The organism is Crystallibacter degradans, assembly GCF_012952295.1.
GTDB classification, from domain to species: domain Bacteria; phylum Actinomycetota; class Actinomycetes; order Actinomycetales; family Micrococcaceae; genus Crystallibacter; species Crystallibacter degradans.
The window spans coordinates 537,962-552,185 of sequence record NZ_JABBCH010000001.1; the positions used below are offsets into that span (position 1 = coordinate 537,962).

Sequence of the window (14,224 nt, forward strand, 5' to 3'; positions counted from 1 at the left end):
CATGAGCCTGCGCGAGCACTCCGGGCACAAACTAACGACGACGGCGCCCGCCACCGTTGCCCGTTCCCGGTCCGGCCGGCAGCCGATATCCGGGGTGTTGTGGGGCGCGGTCCTGCTGGCTGCGCTCGTCGCCTCGGTGCTGGTCGCCGTCTCGATCGGCCCGGCCAACCTGTCGCCGCTCCAGGTACTCGGATCCGTCCTCCGGCATCTGGGCCTCCGGCCGGAGCACTTCGGCGTCGCCGTCGAGCTGACCGCCATCCAGGACGGCATTGTCTGGGAGTTGCGGCTGCCCCGGCTGCTCACGGCTGGACTGGTCGGAGCCGGCCTGGCCGTCAGTGGCGCAGTCATGCAGGCACTCACGCGCAATCCGCTGGCCGATCCCTATCTGCTGGGGCTGAGCTCCGGAGCTTCGCTGGGCGCCGTCGCGGTCCTCCTGCTGGGCGCCGCCGTACTGCTGCCGGTGGCCGCGTTCGCCGGGGCGATGGCTGCGATGGCGCTCACCCTCGGACTGGCTTCGGCCCTGGGCGTCATCACCCCCACCCGAACAGTGCTCGCCGGACTGGCGGTCTCCGCGCTGGCTTCCGCACTGGCCTCGTTCATCATCTTCTTCTCCGCGCAGGGCGATTCCTACCGCGAAGTGCTCAGCTGGATGATGGGCTCGCTGTCCGCCGCAACCTGGGGCTCCGTCGCCATCACCGGCGTCGCGTTCGCCGTCGCGGGAACGCCGGTGCTGCTGTCCGGCCGGATCCTTGACGGCTTCGCGTTCGGCGACACCGCCGCAGCGGCGCTCGGGCTGAACGTGACCGCCATCCGCTGGCTCCTGCTGGGCGGAACGGCCGTGCTCACCGGGGCGATGGTCTCGGTCAGTGGTTCCATCGGCTTTGTCGGCCTGATCCTGCCGCACGCCGTCCGGCTGCTGACCGGCGCACGGCACCGCGCGCTGCTTCCGCTCTCTGCCCTGGCCGGAGCCCTGTTCATGGTCTGGGCCGACACCTTGGCCAGGACGATATTCGACCCGCGCGAGATCCCCGTCGGCATCATTACCGCCTTGTTGGGAGCGCCGGTCTTCATCATCATGCTCTGGCGCTGGAGGAACGCCTCATGAATCCGACAACCAGCCCTACACATCCCTTAACCGCACGCCGGTCCTCCGGCCAGCCCGCCACGCCGGCTACGTCCGTCCCGCCGCCCGGCGTTTCCCTGCAAGGGCTCGGCCTCGGCTTCAGGGCAGGCGGCAAGCTCATTCTCGACGGCGTGGACTGCCACGTCCCGGCAGGCACCGTGACCGGGCTGCTGGGTCCCAACGGCGCGGGAAAATCGAGCCTGCTGCAGTTGCTGGGCGCCGTCGCCGTGCCGCATGCCGGTTCCGTCCAGCTGGCGGGTTCCAACCTCCACGCCCTGCGCCGCAAGGAACGCGCCCGCCAACTGTCCCTCGTGGAGCAAAGTGCCGACACGGACCTGCCGCTGACCGTGCTGGATGTAGTGCTGCTGGGCCGGCTGCCCTACCGTTCCCTGCTGGCAGGCACGAGTGACGAGGATCTGGGCGTTGCCCGCCGCAGCCTCACGGCGGTAGGCCTCGACTGCTTCACGGAGCGTAGGTACAGCACCTTGTCCGGCGGCGAGCGCCAGCGGGTCCAGCTGGCCAAAGCCCTCGCCCAGGAGCCGGACGTCCTGCTGCTCGACGAGCCGACCAACCATCTGGACATCAACGCACAGCTGGCCACCATGGAACTGGTCCGGAACCTGGCGGCCGGCGGAGCGGCGGTGCTCGCCGCGCTGCACGACATCAACATCGCCGCCGCTTACTGCGATCAGGTGATCGTCCTGCAGGAGGGCAAAGTCGCGGCGGCCGGCCCCACGAGCGAAGTCCTGACGCCGGACCTGATCCGCCGGGTCTACGGGGTGGACGCCGTGGTGCTCGAACATCCGCTCACGGGCAGGCCGCTGGTGGCCTTCAGTCCTGCTTCATAGCCTTGCCGGTAGCCTTGCCGCCGGCCGGCTTCTAGACCCTCGCGGCGGCCGGCTTCTAGACCCTCGCGGCGGCCGGTTTCGAGGCCTTCCTCCCGGCCCGCCGCCATGGCTTCCGCCGTGCCCAGCCGGAACATGTCCTGCTCGGCGGACCGGATCAGGGCAGCCGCACCCGCGTGGCCAAGGCGCGCGCCGCCGTCGTCGTTATTTGGAACCGAAACCAGGTTGGCCAACCCCCGCACCACGGCGACCGGGCAGCCGCTGGTCTTGCCTTTGACCAGGTCCGCCGCCCCGGCGATCTCGTCCGCCACAGCGGTGACCGTGGCGCTCAGCCGGCGACCGGCGCTGTCCACCGAACCCCGCAGATCGGCCAGTGGTGCCAGCCCGGAAACGCCGATCGCCACGTCCGTCTGCCCGTTCCGCCAGGGCCTGCCGAGGGTATCCGTGATCACGACGGCGACGTTCACGCTGCAGCGCCGGTGCAGTTCGGCGCGGAGCCGGTGCGCCGAGCCATCCGGATCAACGGGCAGCAGGAGGACGGTCCCCTCGGGCGTATTGCTGGCGTCCACCCCGGCCGCCGCGGAGACTATGCCCAGCCGGTTCTCGACGATGCGGGTCACGCCGTTCGCATGGGCGCGCGTGGCGACAACCCGTACCGTTTCCGCCGTAATCGCTTCCTCGCGGTCCGCTGCCCGCCGCACGCGCCCCTCGGCCTTGGATACGATTTTGGACGTGACCGCAAGGATGTCCCCGTCCCGAAGTTCCCCGCGCACGGCCTCATGGATGACGGTGGCCAGGTCGTCGCCGGCGGTGATTTCGCCGATGCCCTCGACGGCGAAGACGGACAGCACGCGCCGGCTCATCGGGTCAACGCCGGGAGGACTTTTGCGCCGAACACATCGATCCACTCGCGCTGGTTGCGGCCCACGTTGTGCAGGTAGATCCGGTCGAAGCCCAGGTCCGCGAACTTCTGGATGTAGGCGCGGTGCACGTCCGGATCTTCGGAGATGACCAGCCGGCCTTCGAAGTCTTCCGGCCGGACCAGCTTGGCCATTTGCTCAAGCTCGAACGGAGACCGGATGTCCCCCTTGGGGAACTTCATCCCGCCGTTGGGCCACTCGGTCATGGCATTGGACAGCGCTTCCTCGTAGGTCGGGGCCCAGCTCAGATGCAGCTGGAGCACCTTCGGCATACGGGACGGATCCTTGCCCGCTTCCTTGGCGCCGGCGTCGAACCGGTCGAAGAGCATCGCCACCTTATCCAGCGGCGCCCCCACCGTAATCAGCCCGCCGGCATGTTTGCCCGCTCGCTTGGCCGTGACCGGGCCCGCCGTGGCCACCAGGATTTCCGGCGGCACCTCGGGCATGGTCCACAACCGGGTGGACTCCATCCTGTAGTAGGCGCCGTTGTGCCGGACGTCCTTGCCCGCCAGCGAGTTGGTGAAGAGCTTGTTGATGATCTCGATCGCCTCGAACATCCGGTTGATCCGCTCCGGCGGTTCCGGCCAGTACTGCCCGGTGATGTGCTCGTTCAGCGCCTCCCCCGATCCCAGCCCCAGCCAGTGCCGGCCCGGATACATGGCGGCCAGCGTCGCCGAGGCCTGCGCCACCATCGCCGGATGCCACCGGAAAGTAGGGCAGGTGACGCCGGGCCCGATGTCGCCCTTGGTCCGTTCCCCCAGGGCGGAGAGCACATTCCAGACGAAGGCCGATTCACCCTGGGCGGGAACCCACGGCTGGAAGTGGTCTGCCGCCATCACGCCGGAAAAGCCCTTCTGCTCGGCATATTCGGAGAGCTCAACCGCCTCGCGAGGGTGGAACTGCTCGAGCATCGCGGCATATCCGATAGTCAGTGACGTAGTCATGATCGAATACTTCCACTGGCACGTTGGGGAAAACAATAGTGCTGCTGCCGTGGAACAGATCTAGGGCCCAGCCCCCGCACCCTGTTCCTGCGGCGGCCGCTGTGGCACGGTGGATGTATCCATCCCGGCGCAAGGAGCATTAGCATGGCACGGATCCTTATGGTCGTTTCGGCCGCAGACTCGCTCATGATGAAGGACGGCACCCAGCATCCCACCGGCTACTGGGCCGAGGAGCTGGTAGTCTCGCACCGGCTGCTGAGCGAGGCCGGCCACACCGTCAATATCGCCACGCCCGGCGGCAGGAAGCCCACGGTGGACGCCGTCAGTCTCACGGCGGAATCGGCCGGCAGCCAGCAGAAGGCCGACGATTTCACCGCCTATCTCGAGGAGATCGACGCCGAGCTGTCGCACCCGTTTGTGCTCTCCGAGGTCGACCCGACATACTACAACGCCATTGTGCTGCCCGGCGGCCACGGCCCCATGGCCGACCTCGCCACGGATTCGGATCTGGGCCGGCTGTTGGCCGAGGCGGACCGCGCGGAAATTATCATCGCCCCGTTCTGCCACGGCCCGGCCGGACTGCTCAGCGCAAGGAACGACGACGGCGAGTTCGCCTTTGCGGGCAGACGTCTGACCGTTTTCACGGACGAGGAGGAACTCGGCGGCGGCACCGGCGACAACACGCCCTGGCTGGTGGAATCGACGCTGCGGGCCAACGGCGCCATTGTCCAGGCGGGGCCGGCGTGGGCCAGCAACGTGGTCCTCGACGGCAACCTCATCAGCGGGCAGAACCCGCAGTCCAGCGAGGCCGTGGCCAAGGAAGTCCTCGCCGCGCTCGGTCCCGCTCCCGGAGGGGCCCAGGATGATGAAGCCGAAAATGATGCGGACCGGGACGAAGACGTTCGCGACGATGACTACTGAGCCTGCGGCAGCTGCCGAGCGGGAAGCAGGTAAACCGTGGGACTGAAAAGCGCGTTCTTTGCCGCACGCTACGACTCCGCCACGCGCTTCGCCGAGACCCAGGTCCTCAGCCAGCGCCGGGCGGCACTGCTGTCCGGCCTGCAGGGCAGGGTGATCGACGTCGGTGCCGGGACCGGCGCGAACCTGCCGCATTTCCCGCCGTCGTGCACTGTCACCGCGGTGGAACCGGACGCGAATATGCGCAAGCGGCTGGAAGCGAAGATCGGCACCGCGCGGACCGAGGTGACGATCGACGACGGCGAAGCGGCTCGGCTGCCCGCAGCGGATTCCAGCGTAGACGCGGTGGTCTACACCCTGGTGCTCTGCACGGTGCCGGACCAGGCATCCGCCCTGGCCGAGGCACGGCGGGTGCTCAAGCCCGGCGGGAAACTGCTGTTCCTCGAGCATGTCCGCGGCTTCGGCACCCATGCCAAGGTCCAGGATCTGGTCCGCCCGGTATGGCACTTTGCCGCGCAGGGCTGCAATCCCAACCGCGACACCGTTGCAGCCATCGCGGCTGCCGGTTTTACCGTGAAACTGGACGAAGAGTTCTTTATCGGGCCGAAATGGCAGCCGCTCAACCCGCTCGTCATGGGAACCGCCACCGCAAAATAATGCTGTTACTCCTGCAGCTGTCACCCCTGCAGGAGCGCGTCCTTTTGCTGCCGGGAGATCTCGTTTTGGCGCCCGCAGTTCAGGCATTCGGTGTAGTAGCGACGGCTGGTGGTGAAGATGGGGATGAAGAAGATGGAGAATTTGCCAGCTTCCTCAATGAGACGCTGCGGCCCGCTCACGCCGCAGAAAGGGCACGTGCCCGGCCGGGTGGCCAGCACACGCGGCCTCCGGGTGAAGCCAAACAGGATCAGCACCGCAAACTCCTCAGCCTTGGGCAATTTGGGAAGGAGCCGGCCCGACACCCCCAACTATCGTGCGGTGTGCCGGGCCGGAGCTTATTTAGATGGTGGCTGTTTGGTCAGCGGCCAAAACCGCCGAGCTTGTCTCCCAGGCCGCCCAGTTTGTCGCCTAGTCCGCCGGGGAGTTTGCTAAGCAGTGCGTTGACATCGATACCGAGTTTGGAAAGCAGTCCGGAATCGCGTTCGGTATCTACCTGGTCCGGCAGGTCCTTCTGCGCCTGCTCGGCCTTGCCGGTTTCGCCCGTAGACCGGAGGAGGTCGAGGATCTGCTGCTTGTCGATCTGCATGATGTACCCGCTTTCCTGATTGTCCTGCTGTGAGGCTGTCTGCGCTAATCCATCAGCACACTTACCACTCTGCCAAGCTCAGCACCGCCCCACAACCCCGGAAGCCGTTTTCAATCCGTTATGTGGGCGATGGGCCCCGTGCGGCTATCCGACGCCGGCCGCTGTCGCCGCATGCCGGACCAGACCGTCGTAGACGCCGGGATCGTCGTCATCGACCACGGGAACTTCGGTGCCGTCCTGGTCTTCCTGGTGCAGCTCCATCCCCGGATTGGCTACATCCGTACCGTCGGCGAGGAAGAAGTGCGGACTGCCCTGGACATCGTCGCGGTGGGCAAAATATGACTCCATCATGGGTCCTCGTGCCCTGCCCGTGTCGAAAGCGTCACGCAGCCTGTCGACGTCGACGTCCCTGCACGCCGTTGCGACGTCGAGAATTTCGTGGCGCATGCTGATGCAGCGGCTGTCCCGCCAAAACGCCAGCCGCAACGCCATGTCGAGTTCCTCGGCCGCCGCGAGGGATTGTTCCTTGGCAGCGTGGACCGCTTCGTTGGCCGGCAAGCTGGTCACGGGCCACCCGGAGGGATCGCGCTGCCACGCTGTGAACCCCAGTTCCGGCTCCAGCGCATTGATGACGGGCTTCTCCGGTTCGATCATCGAGGTCTTGAGGGCAGTACGGTTGAGGTCCTCGAGCAGGAACAGCTGCAGGTCAACATGCAAACGGCCGGTCAGTCCGGCTGCGTCGCGAGCCTGGTAGAAGCGGTGCAGCGCCAGTGTGGACCAGCCGCACATGACATCGGTGAAGACAGTAACGGTATTGGGCGGAACGTTTGGGCGTGCCATGCCCCAAGGCTAGCCCAGATCCTAAGGCTACTCATCTTGAACCAAATCAGCACTTATCGTCGGCAAATGGCCAATGTTCCATAGCATGCCCATAGTTGGCATACCTATCGCTCATCCCTAGAAGCTGCTCTTTGCTTAACCATTCATATAGTTCTTCTTGCGGATAACGCGACACAACTTCGGTGCCATCCGTAAGACTGCTGGTACATACCAGCACCAGTCCGGTGCCACCGCGTATAAAGGCGTCCCTATAAGCCAGATTTCCTAATGTCAGCCCAGTAGATTTTTCAAAATCAGCGACAGCCGCTTCATGAGGGGCGCTCCCCTTACGGAGCCGCACTTCCGGCAGCATATCGGACGGATATTTGTCGTTAGGATAGCGACGCGAAACAAGCACGGCATTGCCGTTCCCTCGATACACGAGCAACAAGACCGAGACGATAAAGTAATTGCTCAACCTATCGCTACTTCTTCTTCGCCTTCTGCTGCCGCTTGAATTCGCGCACTGCGACAAGCGACTCCGGCCCGGTGACGTCGGCGATCGACATCGCGACATCGTTGCGCCCGTAGTCCCCTGCCGCCTCCTGCCAGCCGGAGGCCTCCAGCCCAAACTGCTTGCCCAGCAACGCTAGGAAGATCTTCGCCTTCTGCTCACCGAATCCGGGCAGCGCTTTCAGCCGCGCAAGCACCTCAGCGCCACTCGGATTTCCGGCAGTCCAGATGTGCGACGCGTCGCCGTCGTAATCCTCAACGATTGTCCGCGCGAGATCCTGCACCCGGCCGGCCATGGACTTAGGGAACCGGTGGACGGCGGGTTTCTGCCGGAATACTTCGAGGAACTCTTCGGGATCCAGCTGTGCGACCTGCTGCGCATCCAGGCCGCCGATGCGTTCGGCCATTTTCGCCGGACCGCTGAAGGCTACTTCCATCGGGATCTGCTGATCGAGCAGCATGCCCGTGAGCAGGGCGAACGGATTGGCGTTCAGCAGATCATCAGCAACCGGATCTCCGGACAGATAAAGATCGGTCATGGTCAGGGCTCCCCTCGGAAACTGTCATTGGCTATCCCCAAGCTACACCGCGGACGCTTTTCGAACGCCCCGGTGCCTCCCTCACACCGGGTCGGTCTCTTCGAGCGCGAGGATGTCCTCGTGATAGGCCAGGTAAAGATTCGCGATGATCCGCGAGCTGGAGAGCGGGCCGCCGATGAGATCCTCGGCTTTCTTCAACCGGTAACGGACGGTGTTCGGGTGGACGAAGAGCATCTTGGCAACCTGCGCTATGTCCAGGTTCCGGGCCAGGTACCACAGGACTGTCTGCCTGAGCTCCGTGTCCCGGTCAAGCCCCTGGACGAACTTGCCCAGCTTGTCCGAATCCTGCGGCGACTGCCGCCTGGCCAGCAGCCAGGTCACCGGATCCACCTCGTCCAACCGAACGATCCACCGGCCGCCGGATCCGTTCGCGCCGGCTGCTCTCGCCCTCCGGCGAGCGATTCCAGCGGCCGTATCGGCCTCCCGGAAGGCGTCCGGTGTGGTGGCAAGATCCGAATAGGGTTCGGAAAGCCCAATGAACACATCCTCCGCCAATCCCAGCCAAGCCTCGAGCGCCGCGGTGTCAGAAACCAGTGCATGGAATCCCGGCGGGCTCTCCGGCGTCCGGCCGTTTTCCGCCAGCAGCAGACCCAAACCGCTGACCGAAGCCCTTTGCAGGAGTCTTTCCACCAGTGGAGCGGGAATCGGCTCCTGCTCCAGATTTGCTGCGACGACGGCACGAACCCGTTCATACGGCACAAACCGAAACGGGCGCATCCGTTCCCAGTGCCGGTATTCCCTTGCCACCGGAATGCCGTCCTGGAGCATACTGAGCAACTGGGCGTTTTCATGGCGTTCTTTCGAAACGGAGAACTGGCTGATGCCGTTGATCGCCCCGAGCAGGCGTTGGGTTGTCTCCAGCAGCATCTCCCCCAGTTCATCGATCACCCCAGTGTTCCTACTCGCGATGGCGAGCCAGTAGCCGTTCCCGCGCAGCACCAGCGGGCGGGCCATGACCTCCCAGCGGCCAATGGAAATCCGGTCCGACACCTGCTTTTGATCCCGCAATTCGTTCCAGATCAGATGAGTCGGGCCTTCGCCCGTTGATTCAACGATCCGGCCGGAGTCCTCGTACAACACCGCGGTTCCGCGGCACACCGAACCAAGCCTGGCGATCAGCGATTGGACCGGGTTCTCGGCGGAAACTCTTTGCAGCAGGTCGTTGGTCAACCGCATGGCACGCTTGAGGACGTAGGAGTCCGGCGAGAGTTTGGACTGGTTGATGAAATTCTCGATGTGGTGGAAGGGCACTTCCGCCGCCACCGTATACAACGGGAAGTTCGCCCGTTTACACGCAGCCGTGAGCGTGCGGGGCACTTCCTGGAAATACACTCCCACGCCGAAAAACAACGCCGCCACCTTGGCCGACTTCAATTCCGCGACCAGCCTGTCTGCCAGCGCCGAATCGCTCTCGGCTCCGACAAAACGCAGCCCTGTGGTCAGCATGACGCTTTCCGGCTCAAACCATTTCGCCGGATCATGGATCTCGCTGGTATGCGCTCCAATAACGACGGCGTTCGGGTCCCCCGGCACGACCGCCTGCAGCCCCAAACCGTCTTGCCCGACGACATCGGAGAGCGAAAGGGCGGGTTTTGCATCCATCGAATACGTCCTTGAGAATCTGCCGTCGGTGCCGATCGGAAAGCCACCGGGCGGTGATTGTAAAAACTACAATTGCGCTTCCATGGTATTTCAGTTCCTCCAGTGACAGAGAGCTGGGTCACACTGGATCGTAGTGGCTACGCGAAACCACATCCTTGGAGGAATCACAAGATGGCTAATGTCCGAGTCGCCGTCGACGTTGGTGGGACGTTCACCGACGTCTGCATCTTCGACGAAGAAACACAACGCATGCGGGTCACGAAGGTCCCCTCCACGCCTGAGGATCCTATGCTGGCCGTGATGAACGGCGTCAAGCGTGCCGAGATCAATCTGGCCGATGTCTCGCTCTTCTCACACGGGACGACCGTTGCCACCAACGCGCTCATTACCCGCAACTTCCCGACGGCGGCTATGGTCACCACCCGCGGTTTCCGCGACGTGATCGAAATCCGCGACGGCACCAAAGACGACCTGTGGGATGCCTACAACGACGTCACCGGCCCCTACATTCGCCGCCGCGACCGCTTCGAGGTCACCGAACGCGTGGATTACGCAGGCAACGTCATCACGCCGCTGGACGAGGACGATGCCCGTCGCCTTGCTGCCCTGCTGCGGAAGCGCGGCGTCACCACGATCGCGGTCTGCTTCATCAACTCGTATGCCAACGCCGAGAATGAAGTGCGCATGCGCAAGATCCTGGAAGAGGAACTCCCCGAGGCCACGGTCTCGACGTCAGCCGAGATCCTGCCCGAGATCTTCGAGCACGACCGCTTCAATACCGCCGTTTCCAATGCGGTGCTGGCCCCGCTGGTTTCCGGCTACGTCAACCGGCTAGCGGATGAGCTCAAGGGCGGCGGCTACAGCGGGGACCTGCTGCTGCTGCACTCCGGCGGCGGATCGATGACGCCGCGGATGGTGAAGCGCTACCCGGTGAGACTGGCCGCTTCAGGTATCGCCGCCGGCGCTATTGCAGCCAAGCACGTGGCGCAGCAGTGCGGTTACGAGAATGCCGTCGGCCTCGACATGGGCGGTACGTCAACGGATATTGCGCTGGTATCCGGGGGCGAGCTGCGCATCACCAAGGAATGGCAGGTTGAATACGGCCACCCGATTGTCTTCCCCAGCATCGAAGTACTGACCATCGGAGCCGGCGGCGGCTCTCTGGCGCACATCGACATCGCAGGTTCCCTCCGCAACGGACCGCAGTCGGCCGGTGCGGATCCCGGACCGGCTTGTTACAGCACCGGCGGCGACCAGCCGACCAACTGCGATGCGAATGTGGTGCTCAACCGCCTGGGCACGACGCTGGCCGGCGGCGCCAAGAGCCTGGACCGCGGCCTCGCCCAGGACGCCGTCAACCGCGTCATCGCCGGTCCGCTGGGTATGAGCGATGAAGAGGCTGCCCAAGCAATCCTGCAGGTCGCCAACGCCAACATGGCCGACGCGGTCCGTCTGATCTCCATCCGCCGCGGCTACGATCCGAGGGATTTTGCGCTCATCGCCTTCGGCGGCGCCGGCGCCCTACACGGCGCCGAGGTGGCCCGCGAGCTGAACATTCCCACCGTCGTCGTACCTCCGAACCCCGGCGTCACCTCGGCCATGGGCTGCCTGCTCGTGGACATCCGCCACGACCTGTCCGCCATGTATACGGCGCTGGCTTCCGAAGCCGATCCCGAGGATCTCGAAGCCCAGTTCCTGAACCTGGAAACCGAGGCCACCGCGCGGCTGCGCCATGAAGGCGTCGACGAGGAGAACTCGGTGCTGCAGCGGGTCATCTCGATGCGTTACCAGGGTCAGTGGCGTTCGCTCGCTGTTCCCATGGGCTCCGGCAAGGGCGCCCTTGAGGAAGCTATCCAGACTTTCCACCAGGAGCACGAGCGCGAGTTCGCCTTCCGCCAGGACAACCAGCCGGTGGAGATTTACCAGCTGCAGCTGTCCGCGATCGGCAAGACCCCCAAGCCCTCGTTCGCCCCGGAGAAGGAGCTCCTGGCCGATCCGGGCAAACCGAAATCCGTGCGGCCCGTCTACTTCGGCGCGGACGGCTGGGTACAGACCCCGGTGTTCGACCGCGCGGCGCTGCCTGCCGGCGCCACATTTCTCGGACCCGCCATCATCGACCAGCTGGACTCCACCACCGTGGTCCCGCCGCGGACAACCGCCGAGATCGATGAATGGCTGAACATCCGCATCCATCTGACCGAATTCAAGAACGAGGAGGCCAAGTAATGACCGACACGGTACTGGCACCCGACACGCATTCCGCGCATTCCGCTGCCCGTTTGGCTTCGGGCCTGGATCCTGTCACTTTCGAGGTCCTCAAGAACGCCTTCGCCACCAGCGTGGACCTCATGAGCGAGCAGATCCTGCGCACCTGCTATTCCTTTGTCATCTACTCCCGCGACTTTTCCTCCGCTCTCTGCGACGCCAAAGGAAATACCGTGATGCAGGGCAGCGGGGACATCGCCGTCCATGTGGGGACGTTGCACTTCCAGTGCAAGGCCATCCTCGAAGAGTTCGGTACGGACATCCACCCAGGCGACGTCTTCGCCATCAACGACCCTTACCGCGGCGGCACCCACTTCAATGACGTCAGCTTTATCAGGCCGGTGTTTTCCGAAGGCGAAGTGATTGCCTTCGCCCAGAACAAGGGCCACTGGGCTGACATCGGCGGCAATGTCCCCGGATCGTTCGACGTCAATGCGAAGGAACATTTCGGCGAGGGGCTGCGCATCACGCCGGTCCGCGTGTGGAGCAAAGGCATCTTCCTCCACGATGTTGCCCAGCTGCTGGTTTCCAATACGAGGGCGCCGCAGCAGGCCATGGGCGATCTCCAGGCCCAGTCCGAGGCGACAGCGGTCTGCGAGCGCGAGGTCCTGCGCCTGGTGGACAAGTACTCCAAGGACACCGTCGTGGCTGCCATGCAGGAGACGCAGGACTACGTGGAACGGATTGTCCGGCGGCGGCTCGAAACCCTGCCGCAGGGCCAGTGGGAAACTGTGGACTACATCGATTTCGACCCGGGCAAGGGCGAGGGCCTGGTCCCCATCCACATCAAGCTGACGCTCGATGGTAAGGGAATCCACTACGACCTCACCGGGTCGGCACCGGCCGTGGAGACGTTCCTCAATTCCGGCTACGGCACCACGCACTCCGCCATCTACGCGGGAACCAAGACCTTCTTCCCGGACGTTCCGCTCAACTCCGGCTTCTACGCGGCCGTAGACGCCGAGATCGGACCGGAAGGAACCGTAGTCAACGCGGGCTGGCCCTACGCCGTCACCGGTTTCTGTTCCGGCCCGTATGAAAAGCTCATGAACGGCATTTTCGAACTGTGGTCCCAGATCATGCCAGAACGTGCCATGGCGTGTGCCTTCAACCTGGAGTATCTGCTGGTCGGCGGGCGGGACAACCGCACCTCCGACAACCCCTACTTCATGTGGTACGACTGGATGGCCGGCGGCTGGGGCGGCAGGGCCAGCAAGGACGGCGCCAGCGCTACGGCGCCGGTCTTCGGCCCGGGCCTCGCTGTGCAGCCGGTGGAAGGGCAGGAGCGCCTCTCTCCCGTCCTCACCACCGTCCACCAGATTGCCGTTGATTCCGGCGGACCCGGACGCTTCCGGGGCGGGCTCGGTATTGAAAAGGGCGGCACCCTCACCGATGCCACCAGTACCGTGATGAGCTACTGCTGTGACCGCGCCCGCTCCATCACCTGGGGCATCGAAGGCGGCCTGCCTTCCATCCCGCACGGCGTCTGGCTCAACAAGGGCACGGCCGACGAACGTTTCCTCGGCTCCAATTTCTCTTCAGTACCGATTCAGTCTGGCGACTCGTTCACCCGGCCGTCCGCAGGTGGCGGCGGCTACGGTGACCCGCTGGAGCGTTCATATGCGGAGGTTGTCGAAGATGTCATCGACGGCTACGTTTCCATCGAGCGCGCGGCGGCGGACTACGGCGTCGTCATCCGTGAGATCGACGCCGAGCTGGACCAGTTCGAGATCGACGAAACAGCAAGCGATGAGCTCCGCGCCGACATCCGCAGCCAGCGCCTTGGATGGTTGACCGAAGACGCAACCGCTATCGCCGAAAAGTACCGCAGCGGCGAACTGCACATGCTCGACGTGATCCGGCGTTACGGCGTCATTCTCGATTGGGGAACCGGCGAACTCTATCCCACCACAACAGAGCAGTACCGCGAGCTGATGGGCAGGCGCTCCTCCGCCCACTGGCAGTAAACCACCCGGCCAAAAGGCCCTAATCCATCCTCACAGCATGGCGTCAGGGACGTCTGTTCCTGGCGCCATGCCCGCTTACGGGAGACAACCGTGTCATCAACCGAAGCACTACCTCAGGAAACCAGCAATTCAACCCGCATGAGCCGCGGCTCACTCACCATGGCCTGGTACGGGTTGGTCAGCGCAATGTTCTTCGTTTACATCGGCGCCGCACTCGCCCAGGCCTACGGCACCCGGGACGCCTTGATCGGTCTGGGCCTGACCATCCTCAGCTACGGCCTCATCAACCGCGTCCTGGCCGGCTACGCACTGCGAAACGGCCTGACCGTCGCCCAGTTCTCCCGCTGCGCACTGAGGAATGATGGATGCCATGTGGCAGGGGAGGGGTTCCTGACTTACCCGCTGCGTGACGGCCAGCATTGACTGCTGGAACTGTCCAGGAGGAGATATGTCGGTTCCGTTCCTC

General features: G+C 64.5%; 15 protein-coding genes. 7 read left to right on the forward strand and 8 right to left on the reverse strand.

What is annotated here, in order from left to right; genetic code table 11:
* The first annotated feature begins 1 nt into the window (after position 1).
* Together HGO92_RS02435 and HGO92_RS02440 are read left to right on the forward strand one after the other, a co-directional pair.
* Entirely contained in the window at positions 2-1,105 is a 1,104-nt protein-coding gene (locus HGO92_RS02435; protein WP_169991514.1) for a putative F420-0 ABC transporter permease subunit, read from the forward strand.
* Positions 1,102-1,971, forward strand: coding sequence for an ABC transporter ATP-binding protein (locus HGO92_RS02440; protein ID WP_169991516.1), 870 nt, complete (start codon positions 1,102-1,104; stop codon positions 1,969-1,971). Before HGO92_RS02435 ends, HGO92_RS02440 begins: the two co-directional genes overlap by 4 nt.
* Here HGO92_RS02440 and HGO92_RS02445 read toward each other — a convergent pair.
* Positions 1,896-2,831 (reverse strand): coenzyme F420-0:L-glutamate ligase, encoded by a 936-nt coding sequence (locus HGO92_RS02445; protein ID WP_169991518.1) that lies wholly within the window; start codon positions 2,829-2,831, stop codon positions 1,896-1,898. The genes HGO92_RS02440 and HGO92_RS02445 overlap by 76 nt on opposite strands.
* Positions 2,828-3,832, reverse strand: a complete 1,005-nt coding sequence (locus HGO92_RS02450) for a TIGR03557 family F420-dependent LLM class oxidoreductase (RefSeq protein ID WP_169991520.1) — start codon at positions 3,830-3,832, stop codon at positions 2,828-2,830. The genes HGO92_RS02445 and HGO92_RS02450 overlap by 4 nt, the downstream gene beginning before the upstream one ends.
* A 144-nt stretch (positions 3,833-3,976) precedes the next feature.
* Between HGO92_RS02450 and HGO92_RS02455 the strand changes: the two genes are divergently transcribed.
* Positions 3,977-4,753 (forward strand): type 1 glutamine amidotransferase domain-containing protein, encoded by a 777-nt coding sequence (locus tag HGO92_RS02455; protein WP_169991522.1) that lies wholly within the window; start codon positions 3,977-3,979, stop codon positions 4,751-4,753.
* A 36-nt stretch (positions 4,754-4,789) separates the two neighbouring features.
* Positions 4,790-5,407, forward strand: coding sequence for a methyltransferase domain-containing protein (locus HGO92_RS02460; RefSeq protein ID WP_169991524.1), 618 nt, complete (start codon positions 4,790-4,792; stop codon positions 5,405-5,407).
* Between the two features lie 20 nt (positions 5,408-5,427).
* Here the strand turns inward: HGO92_RS02460 and HGO92_RS02465 are convergent, their stop codons facing one another.
* The 6 genes from HGO92_RS02465 to HGO92_RS02490 all read right to left on the reverse strand — a co-directional run bounded on the left by HGO92_RS02465 (position 5,428) and on the right by HGO92_RS02490 (position 9,526).
* Positions 5,428-5,661, reverse strand: a complete 234-nt coding sequence (locus HGO92_RS02465; protein ID WP_169991526.1) for a zinc-ribbon domain-containing protein — start codon at positions 5,659-5,661, stop codon at positions 5,428-5,430.
* A 104-nt stretch (positions 5,662-5,765) separates the two neighbouring features.
* The gene (locus tag HGO92_RS02470) at positions 5,766-5,993 is read right to left on the reverse strand and encodes a hypothetical protein (RefSeq protein WP_169991528.1); all 228 of its coding nucleotides are present in this window, start codon (positions 5,991-5,993) and stop codon (positions 5,766-5,768) included.
* Between the two features lie 144 nt (positions 5,994-6,137).
* A complete protein-coding gene (locus HGO92_RS02475) occupies positions 6,138-6,833 on the reverse strand; it encodes a DsbA family oxidoreductase (protein ID WP_169991530.1) in 696 nt (231 codons plus the stop codon).
* A 46-nt stretch (positions 6,834-6,879) separates the two neighbouring features.
* Positions 6,880-7,290 carry a hypothetical protein gene (locus tag HGO92_RS02480; protein WP_169991532.1) on the reverse strand — a complete coding sequence of 137 codons (411 nt, stop codon included), beginning with the start codon at positions 7,288-7,290 and terminating at the stop codon, positions 6,880-6,882.
* 7 nt (positions 7,291-7,297) lie between these two features.
* Positions 7,298-7,864 (reverse strand): HhH-GPD-type base excision DNA repair protein, encoded by a 567-nt coding sequence (locus HGO92_RS02485; RefSeq protein WP_169991533.1) that lies wholly within the window; start codon positions 7,862-7,864, stop codon positions 7,298-7,300.
* A gap of 81 nt (positions 7,865-7,945) precedes the next feature.
* The gene (locus HGO92_RS02490; protein ID WP_169991535.1) at positions 7,946-9,526 is read right to left on the reverse strand and encodes a helix-turn-helix domain-containing protein; all 1,581 of its coding nucleotides are present in this window, start codon (positions 9,524-9,526) and stop codon (positions 7,946-7,948) included.
* Positions 9,527-9,697: 171 nt separating this feature from the next.
* On the opposite strand from HGO92_RS02490, the gene HGO92_RS02495 reads away from it, so the two are divergent.
* The 3 genes from HGO92_RS02495 (at position 9,698) to HGO92_RS02505 (ending at position 14,181) form a co-directional block, all read left to right on the forward strand.
* Positions 9,698-11,752 carry a hydantoinase/oxoprolinase family protein gene (locus HGO92_RS02495; RefSeq protein WP_169991537.1) on the forward strand — a complete coding sequence of 685 codons (2,055 nt, stop codon included), beginning with the start codon at positions 9,698-9,700 and terminating at the stop codon, positions 11,750-11,752.
* A complete protein-coding gene (locus tag HGO92_RS02500) occupies positions 11,752-13,758 on the forward strand; it encodes a hydantoinase B/oxoprolinase family protein (RefSeq protein WP_205834092.1) in 2,007 nt (668 codons plus the stop codon). Before HGO92_RS02495 ends, HGO92_RS02500 begins: the two co-directional genes overlap by 1 nt.
* A 138-nt stretch (positions 13,759-13,896) precedes the next feature.
* Positions 13,897-14,181: a hypothetical protein gene (locus tag HGO92_RS02505; protein WP_205834093.1), complete on the forward strand. Its 285-nt coding sequence runs from the start codon at positions 13,897-13,899 to the stop codon at positions 14,179-14,181.
* Positions 14,182-14,224: the final 43 nt, after the last annotated feature.